General features: G+C 46.9%; 18 protein-coding genes and 2 pseudogenes. 4 read left to right on the top strand and 16 right to left on the bottom strand.

Annotated features, from left to right (window positions below; genetic code table 11):
* Window positions 1–1,899 (bottom strand): site-specific DNA-methyltransferase, encoded by a 1,899-nt coding sequence (locus GOM71_RS06940; protein WP_253944731.1) that lies wholly within the window; start codon window positions 1,897–1,899, stop codon window positions 1–3.
* Window positions 1,900–2,048: 149 nt separating this feature from the next.
* Here GOM71_RS06940 and GOM71_RS06935 point away from each other — a divergent pair, with 149 nt between their 5' ends.
* Entirely contained in the window at window positions 2,049–2,414 is a 366-nt protein-coding gene (locus GOM71_RS06935; RefSeq protein WP_156279173.1) for a helix-turn-helix domain-containing protein, read from the top strand.
* 145 nt (window positions 2,415–2,559) lie between these two features.
* Here the strand turns inward: GOM71_RS06935 and GOM71_RS06930 are convergent, their stop codons facing one another.
* The 11 genes and pseudogenes from GOM71_RS06930 to GOM71_RS23775 form a co-directional block, all read right to left on the bottom strand.
* Complete coding sequence (locus GOM71_RS06930) at window positions 2,560–3,213, bottom strand: DUF4391 domain-containing protein (protein ID WP_156279350.1); 654 nt, start codon at window positions 3,211–3,213, stop codon at window positions 2,560–2,562.
* A complete protein-coding gene (locus GOM71_RS06925) occupies window positions 3,213–6,470 on the bottom strand; it encodes a helicase-related protein (protein WP_156279171.1) in 3,258 nt (1,085 codons plus the stop codon). Before GOM71_RS06925 ends, GOM71_RS06930 begins: the two co-directional genes overlap by 1 nt.
* A 181-nt stretch (window positions 6,471–6,651) precedes the next feature.
* The gene (locus GOM71_RS06920; protein WP_156279169.1) at window positions 6,652–9,963 is read right to left on the bottom strand and encodes a UvrD-helicase domain-containing protein; all 3,312 of its coding nucleotides are present in this window, start codon (window positions 9,961–9,963) and stop codon (window positions 6,652–6,654) included.
* Window positions 9,956–12,850: a PD-(D/E)XK nuclease family protein gene (locus tag GOM71_RS06915; RefSeq protein WP_156279167.1), complete on the bottom strand. Its 2,895-nt coding sequence runs from the start codon at window positions 12,848–12,850 to the stop codon at window positions 9,956–9,958. The genes GOM71_RS06920 and GOM71_RS06915 overlap by 8 nt, the downstream gene beginning before the upstream one ends.
* Window positions 12,851–12,948: 98 nt before the next feature.
* Window positions 12,949–13,302 (bottom strand): HIRAN domain-containing protein, encoded by a 354-nt coding sequence (locus GOM71_RS06910; RefSeq protein ID WP_156279165.1) that lies wholly within the window; start codon window positions 13,300–13,302, stop codon window positions 12,949–12,951.
* Window positions 13,303–13,430: 128 nt separating this feature from the next.
* Window positions 13,431–13,772: a hypothetical protein gene (locus GOM71_RS06905; RefSeq protein ID WP_156279163.1), complete on the bottom strand. Its 342-nt coding sequence runs from the start codon at window positions 13,770–13,772 to the stop codon at window positions 13,431–13,433.
* A 112-nt stretch (window positions 13,773–13,884) separates the two neighbouring features.
* Window positions 13,885–14,901 carry a vWA domain-containing protein gene (locus GOM71_RS06900; protein ID WP_156279161.1) on the bottom strand — a complete coding sequence of 339 codons (1,017 nt, stop codon included), beginning with the start codon at window positions 14,899–14,901 and terminating at the stop codon, window positions 13,885–13,887.
* Window positions 14,902–15,023: 122 nt separating this feature from the next.
* Window positions 15,024–15,956, bottom strand: coding sequence for an ADP-ribosylglycohydrolase family protein (locus GOM71_RS06895; protein ID WP_367649497.1), 933 nt, complete (start codon window positions 15,954–15,956; stop codon window positions 15,024–15,026).
* 25 nt (window positions 15,957–15,981) lie between these two features.
* Window positions 15,982–16,932: a helix-turn-helix transcriptional regulator gene (locus GOM71_RS06890; protein ID WP_367649504.1), complete on the bottom strand. Its 951-nt coding sequence runs from the start codon at window positions 16,930–16,932 to the stop codon at window positions 15,982–15,984.
* Between the two features lie 202 nt (window positions 16,933–17,134).
* Window positions 17,135–17,326, bottom strand: a pseudogene (locus GOM71_RS06885) (hypothetical protein); the annotation flags it as partial.
* Complete coding sequence (locus tag GOM71_RS23775) at window positions 17,319–17,495, bottom strand: hypothetical protein (RefSeq protein WP_173275311.1); 177 nt, start codon at window positions 17,493–17,495, stop codon at window positions 17,319–17,321. The gene GOM71_RS23775 and the pseudogene GOM71_RS06885, both read right to left, overlap by 8 nt.
* Before the next feature lie 353 nt (window positions 17,496–17,848).
* On the opposite strand from GOM71_RS23775, the gene GOM71_RS06880 reads away from it, so the two are divergent.
* The 3 genes and pseudogenes from GOM71_RS06880 (at window position 17,849) to GOM71_RS06870 (ending at window position 20,047) form a co-directional block, all read left to right on the top strand.
* Entirely contained in the window at window positions 17,849–18,628 is a 780-nt protein-coding gene (locus tag GOM71_RS06880; protein WP_156279157.1) for a class I SAM-dependent methyltransferase, read from the top strand.
* A gap of 16 nt (window positions 18,629–18,644) precedes the next feature.
* Window positions 18,645–19,360, top strand: a pseudogene (locus GOM71_RS06875) (IS1595 family transposase); the annotation flags it as partial.
* Window positions 19,361–19,453: 93 nt separating this feature from the next.
* Complete coding sequence (locus GOM71_RS06870; protein ID WP_173275309.1) at window positions 19,454–20,047, top strand: GNAT family N-acetyltransferase; 594 nt, start codon at window positions 19,454–19,456, stop codon at window positions 20,045–20,047.
* A 166-nt stretch (window positions 20,048–20,213) separates the two neighbouring features.
* Here the strand turns inward: GOM71_RS06870 and rlmD are convergent, their stop codons facing one another.
* From rlmD to GOM71_RS06850, 4 genes are all read right to left on the bottom strand, one after another.
* Window positions 20,214–21,737, bottom strand: coding sequence for a 23S rRNA (uracil(1939)-C(5))-methyltransferase RlmD (gene rlmD / locus GOM71_RS06865; RefSeq protein WP_156279153.1), 1,524 nt, complete (start codon window positions 21,735–21,737; stop codon window positions 20,214–20,216).
* Between the two features lie 402 nt (window positions 21,738–22,139).
* Window positions 22,140–23,048, bottom strand: coding sequence for a diacylglycerol kinase (locus GOM71_RS06860; protein ID WP_173275331.1), 909 nt, complete (start codon window positions 23,046–23,048; stop codon window positions 22,140–22,142).
* 22 nt (window positions 23,049–23,070) lie between these two features.
* On the bottom strand, window positions 23,071–23,877 hold the full coding sequence (locus tag GOM71_RS06855; protein ID WP_156279149.1) for a sirohydrochlorin chelatase: 807 nt from the start codon (window positions 23,875–23,877) through the stop codon (window positions 23,071–23,073).
* A 4-nt stretch (window positions 23,878–23,881) separates the two neighbouring features.
* Window positions 23,882–24,172, bottom strand: coding sequence for a YerC/YecD family TrpR-related protein (locus GOM71_RS06850; protein ID WP_042167158.1), 291 nt, complete (start codon window positions 24,170–24,172; stop codon window positions 23,882–23,884).
* Window positions 24,173–24,220 lie beyond the last annotated feature (48 nt).

The raw sequence follows: 24,220 nt of genomic DNA, 5'->3' as shown, positions 1-24,220 counted from the left end.
TTACAGCACTTGAATTTCAGTGCTTGGGGAGAGTAGCTTGAAAAGTTCTTCGACATTAATCCGTGCGGAATCATCCCTGAATGAGCTATCGCGGAAAATAACTCGAAGCGGTTGATCCGCTGCGATGTTTCTAATGACCGAATCTGTTACATTTTCATCAAAACAAGCAATTAAGGAATTGCCAGCCACATAATGAACAGCCTTACCCTCTATCTCTCTAGATTCCATCGGCAATGAAAGTTCCAAACCGCATTCCAGCATTACTTGGATCAGCAAATCCTCAGCGGTACGATCTTCTTTAATGTTAGATGACACATCATCCAAGTTAAGCTGGCCTAGCTTGTCTGGCGTGTAATATACATCTTTCATGTTACTGGAATCAACGCGGTATACACGGAAGCCGTAATCGATGTCTACTCCCGTTTCTTGTTTGATCTTTTTGGCGGCACGACGAATGCGTTCTTTGCCGAGCTCTGTCAAGTACGGAGGGCAGTTTAATTCATGGATGATATCTAACGCATTTTTGAAAATCATTTTTCTATTTTGTTCAGCCGTATTATACATAGTGTTGATATCTTCAGGTAGCTGAACTAATATATATTTCCGATTCCCTTTATCCTCTGCATTAAGTTCCATGACTGCTTGCGCCATTGTTCCCGAACCTGAGAAAAAATCGAGCACAACATCCTCAGAACCAAGACCAAAACCTAATAAATGCCTTAATAAACTGACCGGCTTGGGATTAGAAAAGACATCCTTTCCAAATAACGCCAATAAGTCAGTGCTACCATCGCTAGTTGTACCATAATCCTCAATCAGACCATTAGTCTTATAAATGCTTCTCGGCGTTTTACCTTTCGGCAATCGCTGTTTAAATTGAACAGACCAATTATCCCCTACCTTGATGATCCTTGCCTCTTCTTGTTTAAGATCCTCCAAGAATCTTTTTTCAGATCTCAGCCAGCTGATTGGATTTCCATTATTATCAAATTCAAGAACAAAACCGTCTGGACAAGTTATAGGATAATATTGTTTCCCTGATTTCCTTTTAAAAGTATCCCAATAATATTTCCCGTGAGAGTCTTCCTCCTTATATCGCTTCAAATAATCTTCGGAGTAAACTTCATAAAATTCATCTACAAGTTCCTTGTTTTTACTATACACAAGAATGTATTCATGCTCGACAGCAATGTGCTTGGAATCATTTCCTCCACCTTTCTTATTTTGCCATACTAAGTCAGCTATATGATTATGAACGCCAAATATCTCATCACATACAAGTCGTAACCTTGGATGTTCGCTTTCATCGATGCTGATGAAAATGAGACCATCCTCTCTCAGTAGATTTTTTGATACTTTAAGCCGTGAATACATCATGGTTAACCAATCACTGTGATATCTTCCATTTGTTTCGGTGTTTTGCACCATTCTATTTCCTTCATCATCTACCTGCCCCGAATTGGTTAAATAGGTAATAGATGATGATTTGAAATCATCTCTATAGATAAAATCTTTTCCGGTATTATATGGCGGATCAATGTAAATACATTTAACTTTGTTAAGGTAAGACTCCTGTAGTAACTTCAATACATTTGAATTATCGCCTTCAATATATATATTTTGGGTACTTTCCCAATCCACACTATCGTCTTTTACAGGTCTCAATGTCTTATCACTTGAACTATTAGCGTTAAGAATAGCCTCCCTCTTCCCTGGCCAAGTCAATTGATACCGTTCTTTCTCACCTTCAACAAGAAAGTCTGACAGCTCCTGCTTCAATAAATCAAAATCAATGGCTCTCTTAATTCGACCTTCGCTATCAAATGCTTCAGTCATAACATTTGGAAATAATAGGGCCAGCTGTTCAATGTTGTTTTCAACCTTATTTAACGACATCATTGACATTTTCCTCATACTCTTCCCCCGATTCTATCGATACCTAAGAGAATTGTATCATTATATTGAAACTTATAGAATAAAGTTTATTTATTATAGTATCTATTTTTCCTTGGAAATTCACTACCCTCGATAGTAAGAGGTGAGTGACCATGTCTGAATTAAGCAAGTTAATCGGAAGACAAATCCGTTTAATTCGTGATAATAAAAACTTAACCCAAGATCATGTTGCTGAACGAACGGGTAGAGAGGGATATAATAAAGCAAGAATATCCCGAATAGAGACCGGGAAAGAAAACATCACACTCGAAACGCTCGAAGTTGTAATGAATGCTCTGGAAATCACGCCCTACGAATTATTTGACTTTGGTAAATATCAAGACCCTCTTGATTATGAGCAGAAACAGCAAGTAGTCGAAGCCTATAAACATATGTTGCTGGAGAGAGGATTAGATGAAATTGAATACGTAATCCGAACATCGAAGGACTTCTTTGGGACACTCGATTCGAAGAAGTAAACAACAAGCCCCAGCAGAAACGGCTACGCCGTCCTTTGGAGGCAGAGCTTCATTTCGTGTTGAAATATAAGCCTAGTATAAGGAGAAACTTATACTTTCTTATATTAAAAAAAGCCTGCTCGGGTGAGCAGGCCTCCAACAAATATTATTCGAGTAATTGATTTAGTTCTTTTCTCTTTCGCTGCAACTCCATGTTTAATTCGACTTTAAGATTGAATTGTTTTTCGCTGCGGATTTTTGATTCGAGCCTTTGGCATTCTTTTACCAACTTGTCTATACGTGCTTGCCGCTCCAGAACAGACGTCAAGTCAAATTCTGGCTTTGACTGGAATGGAAGCAACAGGCGGATGATATTCTCATAAACAGCTTTTAAATCAAGACCGTGAAGAAAATCCAGCTTGCATTCCCCTTCCAGCTGCCATTCGGATTCATGGTAAGAACGTACTACTGAATGATTGTCGTCCGCCTGTTTACGCTCCTTGTAGGCAATAGCCAGCCTTGTCTGACCCTCATACATTAACACATACAATATTGGATATGGGATCGCCTTATCGATACTACGTAGCAGATCAAGAGAGTAGGACTGCTCCTTTAGTTGGATCTCGAACACTTGAACTTCTTCAATGTCATCCTTGGGCTCCAAGCGAATCGTCTCTTTGGACAACTTATGCTTCCAGACAATTGATTCAACTTGATTGGTAAATAGCCCTTTCAAATTGTGATTCGCTTGCAGTTTCTCATAGAATTTGTTCTTTGGTATCTTACGGTTAACCAACGTACTTGACGGCAATTGAAACATCATGCACCCGCCTGCCGAATAACGACAAAGGTGATGAGTTCAAAGTCCTCAAGCCCTTTGATCGAATCGATCAATGCCGTCGTTCCACCCGAACTGAACAAACTGTCAAGATCACTTTCTTCTTTCACTTGCACGATTGAACGGATCGTTTCTTCCAACAGCATCGAATACTGCCCCATTTTCTTACCGTCTTTCGTCTCCTTATTAAAGATTTGACAAGCCTCAACGATCGGTTCCGACTGCCCTCTACAAAGAGCTCTAAGGATATCCAGCGTCTTCTTAACATCTAAATGATTAGTAACAACATCGCCGTCGTCACTCATATAGACGAGGTAGAATGGATGCAGTCTGTTCTGTTGATCGGGATTAAGTTCATCGTTGATATTCCGAAGAATAAAGATGACTCCTGGTTGATGAATGCCTTTGTCTGCATCAGTTAGAACAACGGTATGCAACCCACTTGGTACAGTTTCCATCTCGCCGTTCTCTTTGACGTAGTTCACGAGATCCATTCGGAAATCGTTCAACCCGAGATCGGTGATCGAAACACCAGTGTTCATGTCATCCAGATCAACAACTTCCTCCTGTAGTCGGTGCAGCTGCTGTTTACGGTACTCCAAGTCACTGGATTGATTAAACAACACATTATCGTCACCGGTAGCTGTCATGTCCATGATGACCATTCGATTCTCAACCCGTTGCTTAAGTTGGATATACTCATCGAGCGTCATATTCGGCCAGAAGTTCACAAGTTGGATGGCCTTGTTCTTCGAACCTATGCGGTCGATTCGCCCGAATCGTTGAATGATCCGCACGGGATTCCAGTGGATATCATAATTGATTAGATAATCGCAGTCTTGCAGGTTTTGCCCCTCGGAGATACAGTCGGATGCTATTAGAAGGTCAATCTCTCCTTTTTCATTCGGCATCGTCAAATGTTTCTCTTTGGAACGTGGAGAAAAACAAGTAAGCAGTGTGCTGATGTCATTCCGTAAACCAGCAGTGTTCTTATTTTCATCGCTTCCAACGATTTTAGCTGTATTGATGTTGTATTTTGTCTTCATATACTCCGATAAGTGAGTGTACAGGTACGTTGCTGTGTCGGTAAAAGCACTAAATATGATAACTTTACGGTTTCCAAGGTTAATCGGATGTTGAATCTTATTGTCAATTACTTGCTTCAACGCATTTAGCTTCTGATCATGTTCTGGCGTTACCTTCTGCATCTCCTCATGTAGAGCGGACAGAATATTACGATCATTCGTCAAATCTTCTTTCCACCGAAGAACGTCAATGTCTGATAAATTAATCTTGATTGTGCTCCCAATGCTGAATTCATCATCCAGCCAATCATCATCGTCAAGATTCGTTTCTTCAATGTCTGTATAACCAACTGAATCAGCATTTTTCGTTCGTTCAAATGATTCTATTTGCCCTAGAGTCTGATTTAGTTTTGAAATTATCTTAGACAGCGTCAACCTGAATGACTCCACCGAGCTTTCCAGACGCTTGAGTAAGTTGATCCGCATGAGCAACTGCAAGCTGCCTTCACGATCCATCTGTTTGAAGCTCCCGCTTCCACCCTTAACGCTGGTGTCATATATTTGTTCATAGAACCGCAAGCGGCTAGGAAGGATGTATTTGAAAGGAGCGTATATGCCCAGATTGATCCTCGACAACTCCATGAAGATATCATTATACCCAATGACATCAGTTCTGTCTGTGATATCACAGAACTTGGAAATAGGTTGCAGCCGTTTAGGGAACTCGCCAATTTCTTCTGCCTTGTAGTACTTTTGAATATGCTTGCGTGAACGAGCAATGGTCAGGCTATCTAACAGTTCAAAGAAATCAAAATCAAGCATACCGAGAAGAGTAGCAGTTGTCCGTTCGGATGCATCCATCTTAGACCATTGATTGAAAGAAGACTGAGCACGTTTGAATACGTCATTTATTCCCCGCTCCGTCCCTAACTTGTTGTTGATTTCCTCCGCATTGCCCTCGTATGCTAACGCAAGCTGGTTCCTAAGATCCATGAACTTGTTGTTTACTGGTGTAGCTGAAAGCATTAGCACCTTGGTTCTGACTCCACTTTTCAGTACCTTCCGCATCAACTTCTGATATCTAGTTTCTTTATCCTTCTTCGCCTCGTTGTTGCGGAAGTTATGTGATTCGTCAATTACAAGTAAATCATAGTTACCCCAATTGAGACGGTCAAGAGGGATGTCGTTTGACTTCCCTCGGTCTCGGGAAATGTCGGTATGATAAAGCACATCGTACCTCAGTCGGTCGGTATACAAGATGTTGTTGGTCACGTTTTGCTTGTACGTCAGCCAATTATCACCAAGCTTCTTAGGGCAGAGTACCAACACAGACTTGTTGCGAAGCTCATAATATTTTATGATCCCAAGTGCAGTGAAGGTTTTGCCCAAGCCGACGCTGTCCGCTAGGATGCATCCATTGAATTTTTCCAGTTTATTAATGGCACCAAGTACGGCATCTTTCTGAAAATGATATAGTCGTTTCCAAATCTCCGTTTCCTTAAACCCTGTTGCTTCGTTCGGTAAGATGTCCTCTGTTATATCTGACAGAAACTCATTAAAGATGTTATAAAGAATGACGTAGTAAATGAATTCAGGCGAGTTCTCTTTGTAGACCGAAGAAATGTGTTCTGCTACTTGATTAGTGACATCCTCCAGCTTACTCTTATCGTTCCACAGTTGGTCAAAAAGATCGAAATAAGTTTTGGTAATTGGAGCTTCATTAAACTTATTGACCATCTTGGATAGAGCATTGCCTTTCTCATATCCGAGATCGACAGTGGTAAAACCGTCTACAGGCATATAAGTAACAGATTCATCTGTGGACTGTAGATTCGCCATTCCTTGCATCGTGCCTGAAGTACTGTTTGATTTGAAGGTGACTTTCTTTCGAATCCACTCACTGCATTCTTTAGCAATTGATTTTAGAGTCATTTCATTCTTGAGTCGGATTTCAAACTCTGTACCGTACAAGCTCTTCTCGCGATTAAGCTTAGGAATATAGAACTCACGTTTTTCTTTCTTGAAGCTATCGGCAACAAAGGTAGGTGAAGTGAAAATAAATCGCACTTCATCTACCTGATTCAATTCTTTCATTAATGCCTCGTAAGCGTAAATCGAAAAACAGGATGCTGCTATCGATAGCTTTGACCCTTTGCGGATAGATTGCTTTAGATCATCACCTAGAAGTTGGTCGATATTATTTATGACTTCCATAGTTCACCTCATGTTCTACCAAAGAAAGATTACTCACTTTAAATTCGACAATGTATTCGGTAAGTCCTTGTTTTAAGCAGATCTGGAATGCTACTCACACTATACGTAGAGAATTCATGAATAAATCCAAACTGAGTAATTCGCCGCTATTGAGGATGCCTATAATCTGCTTTATAGTATGTCAAAAAAACTTCACATAACGCCCAAGTCCCGCAAAATAAAGTCCTGTTTCCTTTACTTTGTAGCCGAACATGTTCTTCCACTCCGTAGCGTAAGAAAGTACTTGCGGTCGGTAGAAATCAACGAATGGCTTCAACGAATCCTCAACGATGCTGTCTGTTTTGAAATCAACAATGACCCATCCATCATCTTCTTCGAATAGAAAGTCAATGACTCCCCGTATAAAGGCATGCTTGATGTTGCTTGACCCAACTAAAGTTACGGCGACATCCGGACCGACATCTCCGGCTTCGCCACCGCTAAGCACACTAACTTCATCCGCCCGCTTACGCAACATTAGCGGCACCTCAAACAATCGGCGGCGAGCACGCAGACTTCTCTGCCAGATATCACTACCCAACAAGTTCCGAACAACACGAGCGGCATCCCCAACATATTCCGCAGCCAAGCCTTCCTCATCCGCCAGCAGTTTTACGGTATCCACCAGCTCCGCCTCTAACAACCCTTTACCCAACATCTCGATCGTCCGGTGAACGACGCTGCCGAAAGCCATTCCTTTGCCTTCCGCGGACCATTCCGGCTTGTCGCCGGTTGCTTTGGTCTGGCCGGTGACCGACAGCACCGCATAAGTCGGCGCACCGATCGCATCCAGATTCTGCTGACGGGTCTCCATCATGCCCTGGATGTCCGGCCCTTCGGTGAGCTCGGCCTTCTTCTCCGGCTCCATCGCCGGCACATCCAGTTCGCGCGCGAAGTCCATACCGTCCATGAGCGGTGTCCATGGACATTTGGCCGGCTGCTCCGGATACAAGCTGATGACCAGCATCTGCTTCGGACGCGTGGCTGCGACATAAAGCAGCCGGTCTTTCTCGGCGTTTGAGAACGCGCGCTCACGTTCGTTCATAGCTTCCCAGCCTGGAGGCTGAGCGACGATCTCGGTCTTATACTCGCCCAAAGCTCGGCTGATCGTAAAGCAGCCTACCGCCGGATCAACAGACCGATCAATATACTGAGTCGCATCGTGGTCGGACTCCCCGCAGGGACATGCAAGAAACACGACCGGCGCTTCAAGTCCTTTGGCCTTATGCAGGTTCATAATACGGACGGCCTGGCTGCCGCCGGCATAGAGGCTCGAGGTTTCCATTCCCCGATCGGCCAGCATTTCCTCGATCTTCCGGCAGAGCGCCGGCCAGCTCGAGCTCGCCGATATATCGCTCTGCAACAGCTGAAGCATCCGCACTAATGTTCCTGCGCGAATGGAGCCAGCCGGCAGCGTCGACACATATGGCAGCAAGCCAAGGTCCTCCACCATTCGGTTGAATGCCGTCGCCGCGCTCGACGAGCGCACCCAATCCATATACATCCGCAGCCGTTTCAACACGCCGGCAACCGGCCTAGCTGCTACTCCACAAGCCTCCAACTCCGGTATGTCAAACAATGAGAAATGGTATCCTTCTCTCTTGTACGCCCATAAATCCCGATCACTTAAGCCGAACAGCATACCGCGCATGACCCCGAGCAAGGCCGGTTTATCGGCCGAGTCCTCCAAACAGCGCACCAACTGCCACAGCGCCAACAGTTCCTTATACACCGTCGTACTTCCCGACGTATCCGCCGGAACGCCATACAAATCCAATTGCTCCGCATAGAGATGAATGAACTCCCGCGTTTTCGTCAGAATGAGAAAATCCCCCGGCACAGCAGCCCGGTATCCGCTGTCCCGCTCCGCGATTTGCAGATTGCCTTCATTACACGCCCAGGCAATGTAACGCGCAATCTGTTCGGCATCCATCCGAGCGGCGACACCTTTACCGCCTGGCAGCTTCGGGTAGTTAAATACATAAATCCCGTGAGATGCCTTTCGGCTGCCTTTGGGATCCTGCGCACGAGTCTCCATGGTCACGAACGCAGCCTGATGCTCCGTCTCCGAGGACGGCAGCTTGCCGATGAATTGACCGTTAATGAAATCGCCGATGGAACGTACGGAACGGAAATTGGCTGTCAGCCGCAAGACTGCTCCGCACGCATGAATCCGCGCTTTCACTTCGTTATAGATCGAAATATCCGCCCTGCGGAAGCGGTATATCGACTGCTTCGGATCCCCGACCACGAACAGGGAACCCGGCCGCGGCACAAGCTGCCGCCAATCCTTTTCGATTCCGCCATCCGCAGACTCTCCCGTGAGCAGAAACATCAATTCCGCTTGGATAGGGTCCGTATCTTGAAACTCGTCAACGAGCAGTCTCCTATACCGTTCGGCGAAATAGGATCTCACTTCTCCATTGCCGCGCACCAGCTTAGCGGCTTCCAAGAGCAAGTCCTGAAAATTCAGCTTGCCTGCTGCATATCGCCGTTCCTTGTAATAATCGAGCGCCGGCTTTACGAACTTGATCAGCTTCGGATATAAATACTCGCGCCATTCCTGAAGGAAAGGGACAAGCACACTGATCTTCCATTCGGAAAACCGCACCTTCATCTCGCTGGCCTGTTCTTTGGAAGTCCACCGGTTTAACGTGATATCGAGATTACGGTCAAACGCTCGTGCCATTTCTAGAACCCGCATATCGTCCGAAAAGTCAATCAACCGCATTTTCTGGCGGCATTGCCGGACCAGCATTTGAACCGTATCCCAGCCCTTCTCCGGTTCAACCGTCGGAATATAGGGTGCCGCTGCCTCAAGCAAAGGAAAGAGCGTATCCCGAATCCGGTCCAAATTAGGCCGGCCGCGGTCCTCGCATGGGAGTTCAACATCGGTAAACAAGGACACCCGATCATAAACAACTCGAAGCGTATTGACATCTACACGCAAGGAGAGTAATTCCTCATACAGCATCCTTTGCGCTCCGTCCAGGTTCGCCATGTAATCGTCCCAGCAGCCTGCTCGAAATTGCTTATCGCTTTCCTCGTCCATTTCTTCAAATGAAGGATCCAGTCCCGCCTCGATTGGACGCTCGCGCAAGAGCGAGCCGCAGAACGAATGAATCGTGCCGATGAAAATAAGGTCCAGATTGCCCAGCGCCTGATACAGCCTCTCGCATGCAATCGGATTGCCCAACGACTTCCGATAGGCTTGCTCCAGAGCCAGCCGGAAGCGCTCCTTCATTTCGTCAGCCGCTTTGTTCGTGAACGTAATCGCTGCAATCTGGTCGACTCGAACGCCCGACTCGATTAACGCGAGCAGTCTGCCAACCAGACTGGTCGTTTTGCCCGAACCTGCTCCTGCTTCAACCAGCAAAGTCGTATCCAAGTCCGTTAATATCCGATCGCGGTCCGCTTGATCCGCAGGTACTGCCGTTCCAATTGCTTCAGCCAATTCCCTCCACCTCCAGCAACGAATTCAGGGCGTCCGCATTGACAGCCGCTTCCCTTTTATCTGCCATCCACGCCGCATGCGATCCGCATACCTCCAGGAAATCGCAATACCGGCATGTCCTTTCATCCTTCGCAGGGACATAAAGCCCCCGGTTACGGGATTCCAGCAATTGAGAGATGATCAATGCCAGCTCTTCCCTCCGGTTCTGGATCCGCCTTACGTACTCCCCTCGGCCCCGCTCCGTCGGAAAATAATATTCCGCCTCAACCACTCGAGCATGAGGATCAATCCCCGTTTCATGAAACCATTGCTCGACTGCGATCGAATACAGCGCATGCTGGAGCTGTGTCCCGCCGCTGAAATAATCCAAAGATTTGTATTTGCTCGGATTGCCCGTTTTATAATCAATGATTCGGTATTCATGAGGTCCGATCCGATCGACCCGGTCGACGAAGCCTTTCAGCTTAAAACGGATACCGCCAGGCAATTCGATTTCCATCGGCTCGCCGCCGTTCGTTGTCAGCTCTAATTCGAACAAGCATGGTTGATCTGTTTTTCCGGTCTCATTGCGATAAAAGATTTCGGCATCCCGGCGGATCTCCTCGCATTCCTTAGCGAACACATGGGAACTAGGAGCAGGAACGGCTGACGCATATTCTCCGATCACAGTCTCCACGATTTCAGCCAATCGGCTCCGGTCATGCAATGCCGGTTTCGTCCCTCGCTCTGTAACTTCCTCTAAATAGCGTCTGAAAACATCATGCAGCAAGGTTCCTCGTTCGCTCGCCTGCAGCCACCTCGTACGATCGAATTCCGCGGATTCTTTCGGACGAAGCTTCAATACGTAGTGGAAAAAATATTTCAACCCGCAGCTCGCATATTGCTCCAACTGACTCACACTGATGTAATTACGACTTCTATCTTCGCCTGAATCGTCGGGTTCTGCAGAAGGATCGAGATTCAGCCAGCCATCGTATGGCGACAGCTTCTCATCCTGACGGGAAACCTGAGCCCGGTAACCTTGAGCAAGCGTATCGTAATCCTGAAGTATGGTCCGCCAGCCATCTTTACGTTTTCCGTTAGCACTTGACAGCAGCCAAGCCCATGCATCGCTCCTATCGATCGGATTACGAACTTCTGCAGGATGTAATACATCCATCACGCCATAGGGTTCGCCTAATGCATGCTCTAATGCGCCAAAATCTTTGACAGGATCGCCCGATTGCAGACGCAACACTTGAAGCATTTCGAAGGCCGGACTTTGCCCCTTTTGCTCTCCGGTATCATATGAAGAATAGCTCAGCCAAACTTCGCCCCGAATAAGCGAAAGCCGGGCTTCACGCTCACGTCTCGTTCTCCTCGCAATTTCGCCCATTGACTCCAAGCCAGGAAGTCCGGCACGTTCTTCGTCAAGAAGAAGTGGATCTTGCATGGCGGATACGCTCCAAGCCCGCTCTTCCATTCCCATGATCCAAGTCCGGTCCCGCCCGCTCCAGCCGCCGTTCTGCAAGGAACTGACGTGAACCGCACCCGGTTTCGGCGTCGCCGAGACGCGAATACGGATTTCGCTTAACATCTCTCTCACATAACGAATGGCCATGTCCATCGGCATCATTTCAGCAGGACTTGCTGAATGACGGCCGGCTAATTCCTGCAGCATTGCAACGACTACGCCGTCATCCGGCGATCGTACGGGTGTATGTTTCGCAACAAAATCAGACACCCATTCAAGCAGACGAATCGGGTTCCACGCATTTTCGACAGGCAAGCGGTTAAACCACTCTTCCACATAATCAAACAGAACGGCTCCTTGCTCTCGTTCCTCTTCGGCAAGTTTCACTGGTTGGAGCATGGCGAGGTACCTTTCCCTGCCCCAGCCGATCCCCGACTTTTCGAGCAAACGGATCCAATCTCCCTGGGACCATCGTTCATCGGGAGACGTCATATTGCCGTTGCGCAGCATTTCCGCCAGCTTCTTGACAGGGTAACCTTCCTCGATCCAATCCAGAATGCCGAGGGCCGCTTTCCCCGCGGAACAGAATACAAACGGCAGACCGTTTGAAAACGTGCATGAGACTCCCAATGCCTCAGCTTGCGAATGAATGACGTGGGCGCAGCGCTCATAATCGGACAAAATAATTTCCGTACGGTCAAGCGCCGTGTGCTCCGACAGCATTCTGCGAAACCCTTCGCGCACTTCCGCCACGCTCCCGGTTGCGCGAAACATAGAAAATGAATTTGAAGCAAAATGCTTATGATCATAAAAGGGTTCGTCAGCATCCAGAATGCATAGACGATCACCCGCAAGCTTTTCGATCATTTGGCGTTCCGCCCATGTCCATCCGGTCGGCTCTATCGCTATATAAAGCGTATCATCTGTCTGCGGCTTTACATAATCTATCAGTCCGGCAAAATCCGTTTCTCTATGATCCCTAAGATACTCTTCATAATGGGTGAGCAATTGTTGCAGATATCCGCCCTTATCCGGATTCGAAAATCGGTCCGCTTTTACGTGATCTGAGCGAATGCCTGCCAGCCGCAGCTCCCTAACAGCTCGATAGACTTTGTCTACAATGCCAGGCTTCAGCATCGCTTCCGTGATATATGGTGTCTGATTATCTGCGGCCAACGATCTCATCAGATGCCGAACAATCCAAAAAATCTGCCCCTCATCGAGCAAACGGATTTGCCGGCGGAACAGCTCCAATTTCGTTTTTTCGACTGCAACCCCGCGAAGGGTCTGAATATCAACGTTAAAGATCGCCCCGTGGCGCGTGCAGATTTGCTCGAGCAATTGATGGCCTTGCGCGTAGGAACTTGCCAACAAAACCTTAGGGCGAAGAGGCTCCTCTTTTATCTTTTCGAAAAGACGATTTACTAAATCCATCAGCAAGCCCCCTAGTTTATAATCCAATGTACCTACTTCTATGAGATTTACCCCCTTTCCTTCCTAAACCAGGAAAGATCAAGGGCAGGTATGAAGTACTAACGCAGATGATTTGCGGCATCTTCCGACATCTTGATTAGATAGAACTCTTCGAGGTTAGGCGCCAGTTCGACAATAACCGTATCTTTGATCACAAAACGAACAATTCCGCTGATTTGCTGATCGAATGAATCATAGATGCGACCGGCGCTGCGACATCCCTTTGGCACCGTATGCGTGCTATTGGCGACATAGCCTATCTTCCCTATTGGAGACATCACCGCTTTGATCGCTTCCTGATCGTGTGGATTATCCGGATCTTTGCGAAGATAAACAACTTGCCCCGGTTTTAAAAAGCCGGTTCCAAAATAATGTGCGGTCCCTGTGATTGCGACATATATTAGAAGCTCCAAGATTTGCACCTCTCCGAATAGATATGTATCTTAACCCTATCTTAAAGCTTCATATGGGCGTCAGTATGTCAGCGAATGTACGTTCGAGAAAAGAAAAACCTCGCTTTTTTGGAAGCGAGGTTCATCCATTATGCTCTAATTGCCATTTGAGTAAGCGCATCAGCGATCAGGCCATAAATGTAAACCGTATTTACCGATTTACGACCGACCTCCTGACTTATTGAAGTTCCTTTTAGCCTTAAATCGTAATAGGGATATACCCTATCAAATTCTTGAAATGTAATAGTCCGTGGCATTTTCAGGGCGGAACTGGGCATGTTATCTTTCGCTTGGCTGATTTTCACCGTATTGCCGTCAGAAGTGATTCGAAACCATAATGGTTCCCTCTTGTTCTGCGGTACAGTATGAATTTCAAAATCCTGGCTTTTTGCCCGTTCGATAATTTGATTCCACAACTCGGCTGAGCCCATATAATAATGCCTCCTGATTTCGTTTTTACTTGATTTCGCCGTTCTCGCATGCCCCCTCAAAAACTTCAACAGAAATCGTCCCATTCCTTCTTTAAGAAGGTCGGACGATCCTTCACTTCCTTTTCATCCTGCGGTATTTCTCCTGATTAAGCTCTTTACGTTTTTTGCTCGAGTACTCGAAGTTCTCAAGCTGGCTGTATAGCTTCGCCGACTCTTCCACCATAATCGGACTGTTCATTGTGATCGACATATGCAGCATTTGATCCGCCTGTGCTTTTAACAGCTTTTGCCCATGTTCCATATCGCCATTATCGAAAGCTTCCATGGCATCCTCGATAACCTTTGCCGATTTCGTTAACTCGACCTGCTGCTCTACCATAGCGTTGTCAGGTTCATTCAACAGATTAATATCCGTTGTGAACGAAGCAGCTACATCGATATTGAAACTATATGCAACTGCACTCTCCGTAACATCTATGTAGTCCCAATTCAGCTGAATCACGTTATGATCGCCTTGGATATGCGGATGGAATGCCAGCTCGACAAGAATAGATTTTACTTCGTTATGATAGATGTCTCCCAATTGGAGAACCGGCTTACCTGACTGTTCCTCAGTCGGATAACCATATACGGCAACAACCCGAGTACCCTCCGAAGGAGCTAGCGTAAGCTTAACGTTCTGGGCAACTACCGATAGCAATCCTTCAAGCTCTTGCTCAAAAATCTCGGGAATGCCATCAGCCTTGTCTATATAATAGAAATTTCCGCCGCCATGCTCAGCAATGCCTTCCATAAGCTCCTCATCGAACCCATCGCCAACGCCCATGGTGCTGATGCCTACACCGGACGAACGGTACTCTTTCGCAATGGCGAAGAGCTTCTGCTTATCCGTTATCCCTTCATTTGCATGACCGTCGGAAAGCAAAATGACACGATTGACCATTCCGTCGGCCTTGTTCTTCCGGACATGCTGTGCCCCTTCGATCATGCCGCCGCTAAGGTTGGTTGTACCTCCCGCTTCAATAGATTCGATGCGATGTGCTTCGATAAGCAAGTACACTTTTTCGGCGCCTCCGGTCGGCAAATAAGCTTTGCTCCATGCGTAATTAAACGATATGGCTTGGCTCACTGTATTTCCCCTTCCTCCTAATGGTTTTCATTATTTGTCTCATCCTTGTACCGTATCTTAATCCTTCTTTTTGGCATCTATTTGTCAGCGAATAAATGTTCGCAAAAAATAAACCCCGCTTCTTAATGAAGCGAGGCTGTTGCTCTTAAGTATAGATTTTCAGCGAATCCTTCGATTAATGGCCTCATGGCCAACTTGTCACGCCATTTTGCTGGAATTTCATCTACACCATAAAAGGCTCCAGCGATTTGTCCATAAACTGCGCCAGTTGTATCCGCATCATCACCCAGATTGACGGCCATCAGAGCGCCTTGTTCAAAGCTCTCCGATTTGTAAAACGCCCACAATGCGGCTTCGAGCGACTTAACCACATATCCCGAACCCTGAATTTCCGGCGGCTCTTTCTTCTTATATGAACCATACATGATGTCGGCAATTCTAGACGTTAATAAATTCTGGTCAAACCAATTCTCAAAAGCGAATGGATCGAGTATTCTTTCTTTGGACCATCCATACAGACCCGCCAAAATGTATGCCGTCATCAATTTACAAGCATCCACGCATTCTTCGGCGGCATGTGTCGTCTTCGAGCTTAACATCGCGAAATGGATTGCTTTCTCCGGATCTGCCGCGTAAAACAAAGGAACAGGGCATAATCGCATGATCGATCCGTTGCCTGCCGAGTTCGGATTTGTCGATCCGCAATATCCTTCGCCGGTTCTTTGAAATCGGCTAATGGCTTCTGCTGTCGCATTCCCGATATCGAAACAGGTTCCCGTACTGCTCATGTAACCCTCATGCCGCCATTTGGCGTAACGTTTCATTTGATCGGCTGGATCGAATCCTTCCGTTTCAATTAAACTCTCCGCCAAACACAGCGCCATCGAGGTGTCGTCTGTCCATTCCCCAGCTTGAAGCCGGAATACTCCACCACCCACCATATCTTCAACCGGCTTAAACTTGCCCGGCGTCGTAAATTCAACGGTTGTACCCAGCGCGTCACCAACGGCTAAGCCAACCAAGCTTCCTTTGAACCGTTCCAACTGCAGCTTCACTCTATTCCCCCCTTTGCACGCACCTCTATTGATACTTGCCGGCCCACTGCGATAACTGTTCCTTGAGCGATTCTCGTATCGCTTTAGGCTCAAGAATTTCTGCGGAAGGCCCGTATTGGAGGACCCATTTCAGAAACTCTTTTTCGTTGTTCACGGTCACTTCAAAAATAAGGCTGCCATCCTTTTTGTCCTTCATCCGCGGATGAACGAACAGCTCCTCTTCTTTTATGTATCGGGCTACCTCGGCGTCAAATCGCACCTTGAACGTTATGTTCTTTTCCCCGCGATCGATCGACCACGTGTTTTTCAAGTATTGCTTAATGTTGAAATCACCCTTATCGAATGGCTGCTCTGTAATCTTGACCTTTTGAAAACGGCTGATCCGGAACGTCCGGATATCCTGCTTGGAGTGGCAATAGCCGATTAAGTAAAACCGTTGATCACGCGGAACGAGGTAATAAGGGTCGATTTTCCGTTCCGTCGTTTCATTGCGGTACTGGGTATGATATATGGTGTCAACCGTCTTTTGTTCCAGAATCGCTTGAATAATCGGCTGCAAGAAGTTGGGACTTTCTTTGCGGTATGCAGGCGTACCCATTTGAATAATATCTGCGATATTTTCGATGATTTTATGTTGTTTGGATTTTTCTTTGTAATGTGTTGCCATTACTTTATCGTATGCCGTCTGGAATCCGGGCGGCAGCTTATCTTCGTCCAGGACCGATGGTAAAAGAGAAAACACTAATGCCTCTTGTTCCGAGAAATTTAGTGGATACAAAGAGAACTTGCCCATAAACTGGTAACCGGTCCCCTTGCCTTCATTAGTAATAGGGGCAATCAAGTCGAGCACTCTCAAATCCCGGTAGATCGTCCGGATATCCACCTCACATTTGAACGCCAGATCAGCTGCGGAAATGCCGGGATTCGATTGAATGGCATTGATAATCTTGAATATACGAATGACTTTATCGATCACGTTAATCCCCTCAATTTCCCATAATAGGCAGTTGTCATCAACGACTATCGTATCATGTTTGAGGGAATTCATGAAGCAAAAAGAGCAGTCCAAATTGGCTGCTCTTACGATGTTTTTAATCTCTGCTCAATACATTCAACCCATTGAGGAAGAGATTCCGATTGATTGGTTATTGAACCGTTGTTTGCGCCTAGAACAATTTCACCTTCAGTATGACTTTCCCAGCAGATACTTTTCTATTTTCAGGATGAACCGAATCGATTCCCCGAGCCAATGCATCAGGATCAATGTTAACACTGATTCCCAGCCGATCAACAATTAGGTTTCGGATCGTACTCTTGCCGCTTCCATTATTTCCGGCAAATACATACATGATCGGTGTCAGCTCATGCATGAGGGACATCCAAGTCGGTAACGGGGACAATATTCCCGTTGGTGTATTCTTTTACGATTTGGCCTTTTTCCGTCTTATATACAATGTATGTTTCATTGGCTTTTGCATCCAGCTTAGCTCGATCACCTGTAAGCTTAATAAGCTTCTGAAGATCTTTGATCTGTTCCATAGGGTTCACCATCCCGTACACGTAAGTAGACATTTGATTCCAGCGGTATAGCCATCAAGCTGTCTGTATGCGTCGTTAAAAGACTTTCGTAGCTATGACCTACCCAGTAGCTAGCGATGGAGAAAGGCGCGGTCAGAAATAGTTTATGGACTTCTGACGCGCCGCAATTTTTTTCAAAAATGTTTTGGATGTAAATAACAATGAGCGACAATATCACCCACCTATTCGATGACAGGGAACTTGAAATAATAGCGCATACGTATAGAGTTTAGTGGAATTATATGGTACAATAAAGATAAATGAAACTAAGTTTCATACAACGAAACTATTTTTAGCGGGAGGGGAATTTACAAATGCCAATTAACTTTCACGATGCACAAAACAGGCAGACGTATGCAACAAGAAACGCTGATGAATCTTGGATATCTTTAATAAAAGATACAGTAGATGTATCGAATAAGCGGATTGCAGATATTGGTTGTGGAGGCGGCATTTATACGAAGGCTCTTATTAAGATGGGGGCATCTCATGTAGTTGGAGTAGATTTCTCGGATGAGATGTTAAAAGGGGCGGCTAATAACTGTAAGAACATTCAAAACGCTACATTTCTGAAGGGAGACGCTTACCAATCAAACCTACCTGCAAACGAGATTGACGTTGTATTAGAAAGAGCATTAATCCACCATCTGAACGACTTAGATGCTTGTTTCAAGGAAGCATATCGCATCATTAAAGATGGCGGTGTTCTCATCGTTCAGGATAGAACCCCTAAAGATTGTTTACTGCCCGGAGATGAAAATCACATTAGAGGTTATTTTTTTGAAAGGTTTCCTCAATTAATTGATAAAGAGATTTCTCGAAGGTATGATTCAGGTCAAGTACAGCAAGCGTTGGAATCGAATGGATTTCGATTAGCTAAAACTGTCTCACTTTGGGAAACAAGACGTGTTTATAATGATTATGAAGAATTAAATAAGGACTTACTGCTAAGAACTGGACGTTCCATTCTTCATGAACTGACCGATGTGGAACTTCAAGATTTGATATCTTTCATAGGAGGGAAACTCAACGATTGTCAATCACCAATCATTGAGAAGGATTCGTGGACGGTATGGTTCGCTATTAAAGAGTAATCTCAAATGACCAACTTTCCTTCACAAAAATATTGAGAGTTTTTCTCTGAGAAAATGTGCAGAGCAGTTAAACGATGTAGTCACACATGTCACCTTGTTTTACTGGCGGCATAAGATTCTCTCTGCTCTAAAGCAGATTCCAACCGAAGCATTTCAAGATATTGTTGAGATGGATGAGACTTACTTTCTGTACTCGGAAAAGGCAAGCAAAATATCACCGAACGCAAGCCGCGTAAACGTGGCGGCAAAGCGAAATATCGTGGTATAAGCCACGATCAAGTGTGCGTGCTGGTTGCCCGTGATCGTCAGAAAATGACTTACTCTGGCGTACTTGGGCGTGGACGTATTCGGACAGCGAAATTGGATGAGGCGATTGGTGATCATTTATCTGACTCCAACGTGCTTTGCACCGATTCGTGGAGGGCGTTCAGTTCCTATGCGAATTCAAAAGGGTTGGCTCATTATCGTTTTAAATCCGATGGGAAACAGCGAGTAAAAGGCGTGTATCATATCCAAAACGTCAACAGCTACCATAGCCGTTTGAAAAAATGGATGGATCGCTTCAATTGTGTTGCAACAAAGTATTTGCAGAATTACTTGGCGTAGTTTCGTTACTTAGACAGCAAGAAATATGAGAATACCGCATCGAATAAGAAAAATATGTTGGTCAAATCGTGCCTGTTTACTACCGACACGAACACCAAACTTCGGCTTTCTGCTTATTCTTGTTAAGCTAACTGGTAGGATAATTACAATATTTAGTGGTATATTTTTAGAGACAGACACATCAAATTCCATTTTTTTGAAGGAGAGTCTGTGGTTGATATGATTAAAGGCGACATTACCCTTGAAGGAGAACGAGTAAAGTTAGTACCAGCGGCACATGAGCATTTGGAGGGGTTGTTCAATGCAAGTAATCACAGCGATATATGGACGTTCAGCCCCTCGATAATAAGTAAACCTGAGGATTTGGTAACTACTATGAATCAGTGGATGAAGTTAAAAGAGCAAGGATTAAGATATCCGTTTGTGATTTTTGATAAAAGTACAAATGAGATTGTTGGAAGCACCAGTTACTTAGATATTTCCCTGCTAAACAAAAAACTTGAAATAGGTGGCACTTGGTTGGCACCAAAGGTCTGGAGAACGAGGATAAATACGGAGTGTAAATTTCTTTTACTGGAATATGGTTTTGAAAACTTGAAAATAGTTCGAGTACAGTTCCGTACGGACACAAGAAATGAACGATCAAATAAGGCAATTCAAAGAATTGGAGCACAGTTTGAAGGTACCCTACGGCAAGAATTGATAATGCACGATGGCTATCTTCGAAATTCCAACGTATACAGTATTTTGGAGAAAGAATGGGCAGATATAAAGACAAAATTGCTTTATTATTTGAACAAAGAACATAGCTGAATGTCGAAGCATCGATTAAACTAATGGGCACGATAGCAATAAACCGTCTTTTCAACGAAGGCGGTTTTCTTATGGTCATATATCAACATTAGAATTTTACATAGCCTTGCAAAAAAAAGAGGGGTTTGCCGCCCCTCTTTGCTATTTCCGCCAATACATCTCCGATTTAATTGTCCTTCCGCACTAGCAGTGAACAGCACTCCACATGCACCGTCCACGGGAACATATCCACCGGCGTCACTTCCATTGTCCGGTAGCCGCCGTCCTCAAGCAGCCGCAAGTCGCGAGCCAGCGTGGACGGATTGCAGCTCACGTAGACGACGCGCTCCGGCTTCATTTTGAGAATCGTATCCAGCAACGCAGGGTCGCAGCCTTTACGCGGAGGGTCGACGACGATAACGTCGGCGATAACGCCTTCCTCGCGCCAACGCGGAATGACGATCTCGGCCGGCCCCGCCTCGAAAGTGGCATTCGCGATGCCATTCAACTCGGCGTTGCTCTTCGCATCCTCGATCGCCTCCGGCACAATCTCAACGCCATAGACCCGGCCCGCTTGCCGCGCCAGAAACAGCGAGATCGTTCCGATCCCGCAATAAGCGTCAATGACCGACTCTACGCCGGTCAAGCCCGCATATTCTACCGTTTTACGGTACAGCTCAACCGTTTGAACCGGATTGACCTGGTAGAACGAACGCGCCGATATTGCGAAACGGATGCCGTCAAGCTCGTCATAGATGACTTCGCTGCCCCACAATACGCGCGTCTCATCGCCAAACACGGCGTTCGTATCCTTCATGTTTACGTTCTGCACGATACTCTTTACACCCGGCAGCGCTTCGCGGATGCGCGCGATCCATTCGTCCGCCTGCGGCAGCTTGCGGCCGTTCGTCACCAGGACGACCATAATTTCGCCCGTTACAAAGCCTGTCCGCGCCATCACATGCCGCAGCAGTCCTTTGCCGCTTTCTTCATCATAGGAGGAAATGCCTAGCTCCCGCCCGATCGTTTTGACGGCGCGCACAACCTCATCGTTCCGATCATGCTGAATGAGGCAATCGTCCATATCGATAATGCGGTGGCTGCCTCTTGCATAGAAACCTGCAATCAGTTCGCCGCCCGCTCCGCCGCTGGCGCCGACCGGCACTTGCGCTTTGTTGCGGTAACGCCAAGGATCTTCCATGCCGACAGTCGAATGCACAACAATGCCGCCAGCTTCCTCTCCATTCGCTCCCGCTTCGCCCGCTACCCGCAGCTTCCCGATCCGTGTCAACGAGTCGATCACATGCTGCCGTTTCCATTCCAGCTGCGCAGAATAATCGAAGTGCTGCAGCTGACAGCCGCCGCATTTGTCAAAAATATCGCAAGGCGGAGCAATCCGATCCTTGCTCTCGATCAACCGTTCCTCCAGCCGAGCATATCCGTACTGTTTTTTCACCTTCATCACTTTAGCCCGTACCTGTTCGCCAGGCAAAGCGCCCTGTATAAACAGCGTAAAGCCGTTCGCCCGGCCGACGCCCTCGCCGTCATGCGTCAAGCCGATAATATCGACGGTAACTTCCTCATTTTTTTGAAAAGGCGCATCCTCGCGAGTTTTTGCCGCCGCACCTGCGCCCGTTCCTCTGCCGGAATGCTTCCGTGCGCCGCTCCCCGCTTGTCCGCCATAACCGCCGCCGCTCTTTCTTCTGCTCATTAATGCTCCCCGTTCCTGCTTCTCTTATCCTTCTAGAGGTTGTTCAAAAAGTCCAATTTTGATCACGAAGCCATTTCAAAAAGTAAATTCGACATCGAATCTTGAATTCAGCCGGCACAAGGCTTATGCTTTCGAAGTGATGTTTCCTGCGGAAACATTTCAGATTCTCACGTAGTAACCCACTACGCTCCGATCCTCATTCCCTAGCTTCATCCAACCTTCTACAGCGTTTTGGAAAAACGCAGCTTCGGAAGCATTGCTAGTGTGCTGAAAACCGGACTTTTTGAACCTGTATTTCTAGTGTAATCCATCTCCAAAAAGAAATAAACCTCCGCAAGCAGCCAATCGCCGAGACCGGCAGCGTCCGCTTGCAAAGGTTTATCTATTATTCAAGCCCGCTCATTATCGGTAAGTGGAAACGCCCATCTCATCGACAAAAATTTGCAAATGCGAAGGCAGCACCGAGAACTTAAACGGCAATCTGCCGCCATATTCGCCGTCAAGATTAATTTGCACATAATCCGGCGTCGTCACGAGCAGCTCGTTCGTCCGGAAATGAATCACTTGCGGATCATTTAAATGCTCGCCGCGCAGCGCCAGCGTTACAAGTCGGATGAAATCCGCAAGATTGCATTTTTTCAGCAAAATAACGTCGAACAGCCCGTCATCCACCTTCGATTCCGGCGCGAGCTTCTCGAACCCGCCAACCGAATTGCTGTTGCAGATGAGAAAAAGCATAAACTCATCGTGGAAATGGCCAATGCCCTTCGCCTCGAAGCTCAGCTCCGTCGGACGCAAACGGGTCATTTTCTCCATTCCCTTCATATAATAGGCCAACTGCCCGATCATCGTCTTCAGCCTGCTCGGCACATCGTAGGTCAGCTCCGTCAAAGAGCCGCCGCCGGCAATATTGATGAAATAGCGATTGTTCGCTTTCCCGACGTCAATTGGCCGCGTATATTGCTGAATAATCAAATCGCACGCATACTCCCAATGGCGCGGAATACCCATAGCCCGGGCGAAATCGTTCGTCGTTCCGAGCGGCAAAATGCCAAGCGGCGGCAGGTTCGGCTTCTCAGCCAGCCCGTTAATGACCTCATACAACGTACCGTCGCCGCCAGCCGCAATAATCATATCGTAGCCGCGTTCCGCAGCTTCCGCCGCCGCCAATGTCGCATCGCCTTCGCCGGTTGTCGCATGACAGCTCGTCTCGATGCCCGCCTGATCCAGCTTTTGCAATATATCCGGAAGACGCCGTTTCATTTCCTCGCGTCCCGATGTCGGGTTATATATCAGTCTTGCCCGTTTCATTACCATTTTTTCAAAGCCCCCACTACGAATGCCGTTCGTCAGCGCTTGGCCGCAGCTGCTCCAGCCATGAACCGATTCGCCGCTCCAGCCAGCGCGCAACCGCGGGGTGCGGAAGCATCGCCTGGCCGTTGTAACGATATTCAAGTCCCGACAGTCGCCGCGGAATTACGGTATTCGTAAAATATCCTTTGCTTAAAAACAGCGGAACGACGATAACCGCCTCATCTGGCCGCTGATGCTGCAGCTCCTTCAGCCGCTCGCCGGCTTGGTCCGGCAGTAGCATTGCCGTCGCGGCATGCGCAAAACCGCCAAGCACGCGGAGCCGCTCGGCTAACCGATCAAGACCGAGCTGCCAACGCTCATGGAATACCGGTTCCTTGCTGCCGTGAGCGACAAGCATAACGGTCTCGCGCCCCGCTTCGACCGACAAAGGCCGTATATTCTCGTACAGCAATCCGGCGATTTCCTCATCGTCGTCTATTGGCGCCCCGACATGAATGTGGGCGCGATCGACTTGAAAAGTGCCCAAATCGCCCTCTAAATCGGCGACCGGCGGCAGCCCGAAAGCTTGGCCGATCTCATCGACATGCGTACTGCCCGAAGAGAGAAACAGCGGCAGTACAAACAGCTCCGTAACGCCTTGCGCTTCCAGCGCATTAACGCCATCCTGGATCAATCGTCCTTCGACGATCTCGAGAAAAGAGGAATAGACCGGAATGCCGGCGAATTGCGGGGATGCTGCCGCAGCAACGGCAACCGCGTCATCGACCAGCTTCACCCATTCCTCTTCCCGCGAGCCATGACTGATTACAAGTACGCCCGGCTTCATCGTTCTATCGTCCTAAACGCTCTAATGCCATTTTATACCCATCATTGCCGTAATTCAAACAACGCTTAACGCGGGAAATCGTTGCCGTGCTTGCTCCCGTCTCCGCTTCGATCTGATTATATGTGCTGCCTTTGCCAAGCATGCGGGCAACCTCCAGCCGCTGCGACAAGGACTGAATTTCATTGATCGTGCACAAATCGTCAAAAAATACGTAGCACTCTTCCACCGATTTTAATGTCAGAACTGCCTCAAACAGTTGGTCAATCGCTTTATCGTTAAGCTTTTTAAGCTGCATGCCGATCCACTACTTTCCTTAGGTTATTGCTCACATTGTATCTTTTTT

Origin of the sequence: Paenibacillus sp. NEAU-GSW1, assembly GCF_009737085.1 — a bacterium.
GTDB lineage: Bacteria > Bacillota > Bacilli > Paenibacillales > Paenibacillaceae > Pristimantibacillus.
The sequence above is the reverse complement of the archived record's forward strand: the minus strand, read 5'-3'. Positions and strand labels throughout refer to the sequence as shown.

Excerpts from the sequence above, each read along its gene's own strand:
- GOM71_RS06855 (WP_156279149.1), bottom strand. The coding sequence starts at position 23,877 with ATGAAGCCGGGCGTACTTGTAATCAGTCATGGCTCGCGGGAAGAGGAA.
- GOM71_RS23775 (WP_173275311.1), bottom strand. The coding sequence starts at position 17,495 with ATGGAACAGATCAAAGATCTTCAGAAGCTTATTAAGCTTACAGGTGAT.
- rlmD (WP_156279153.1), bottom strand. The coding sequence starts at position 21,737 with ATGAGCAGAAGAAAGAGCGGCGGCGGTTATGGCGGACAAGCGGGGAGC.
- GOM71_RS06925 (WP_156279171.1), bottom strand. The coding sequence starts at position 6,470 with ATGGAAGTCATAAATAATATCGACCAACTTCTAGGTGATGATCTAAAG.
- GOM71_RS06860 (WP_173275331.1), bottom strand. The coding sequence starts at position 23,048 with ATGAAACGGGCAAGACTGATATATAACCCGACATCGGGACGCGAGGAA.
- GOM71_RS06940 (WP_253944731.1), bottom strand. The coding sequence starts at position 1,899 with ATGATGTCGTTAAATAAGGTTGAAAACAACATTGAACAGCTGGCCCTA.
- GOM71_RS06880 (WP_156279157.1), top strand. The coding sequence starts at position 17,849 with ATGCCAATTAACTTTCACGATGCACAAAACAGGCAGACGTATGCAACA.
- GOM71_RS06850 (WP_042167158.1), bottom strand. The coding sequence starts at position 24,172 with ATGCAGCTTAAAAAGCTTAACGATAAAGCGATTGACCAACTGTTTGAG.
- GOM71_RS06915 (WP_156279167.1), bottom strand. The coding sequence starts at position 12,850 with ATGGATTTAGTAAATCGTCTTTTCGAAAAGATAAAAGAGGAGCCTCTT.
- GOM71_RS06930 (WP_156279350.1), bottom strand. The coding sequence starts at position 3,213 with ATGTTTCAATTGCCGTCAAGTACGTTGGTTAACCGTAAGATACCAAAG.
- GOM71_RS06905 (WP_156279163.1), bottom strand. The coding sequence starts at position 13,772 with ATGGGCTCAGCCGAGTTGTGGAATCAAATTATCGAACGGGCAAAAAGC.
- GOM71_RS06870 (WP_173275309.1), top strand. The coding sequence starts at position 19,454 with ATGATTAAAGGCGACATTACCCTTGAAGGAGAACGAGTAAAGTTAGTA.
- GOM71_RS06935 (WP_156279173.1), top strand. The coding sequence starts at position 2,049 with ATGTCTGAATTAAGCAAGTTAATCGGAAGACAAATCCGTTTAATTCGT.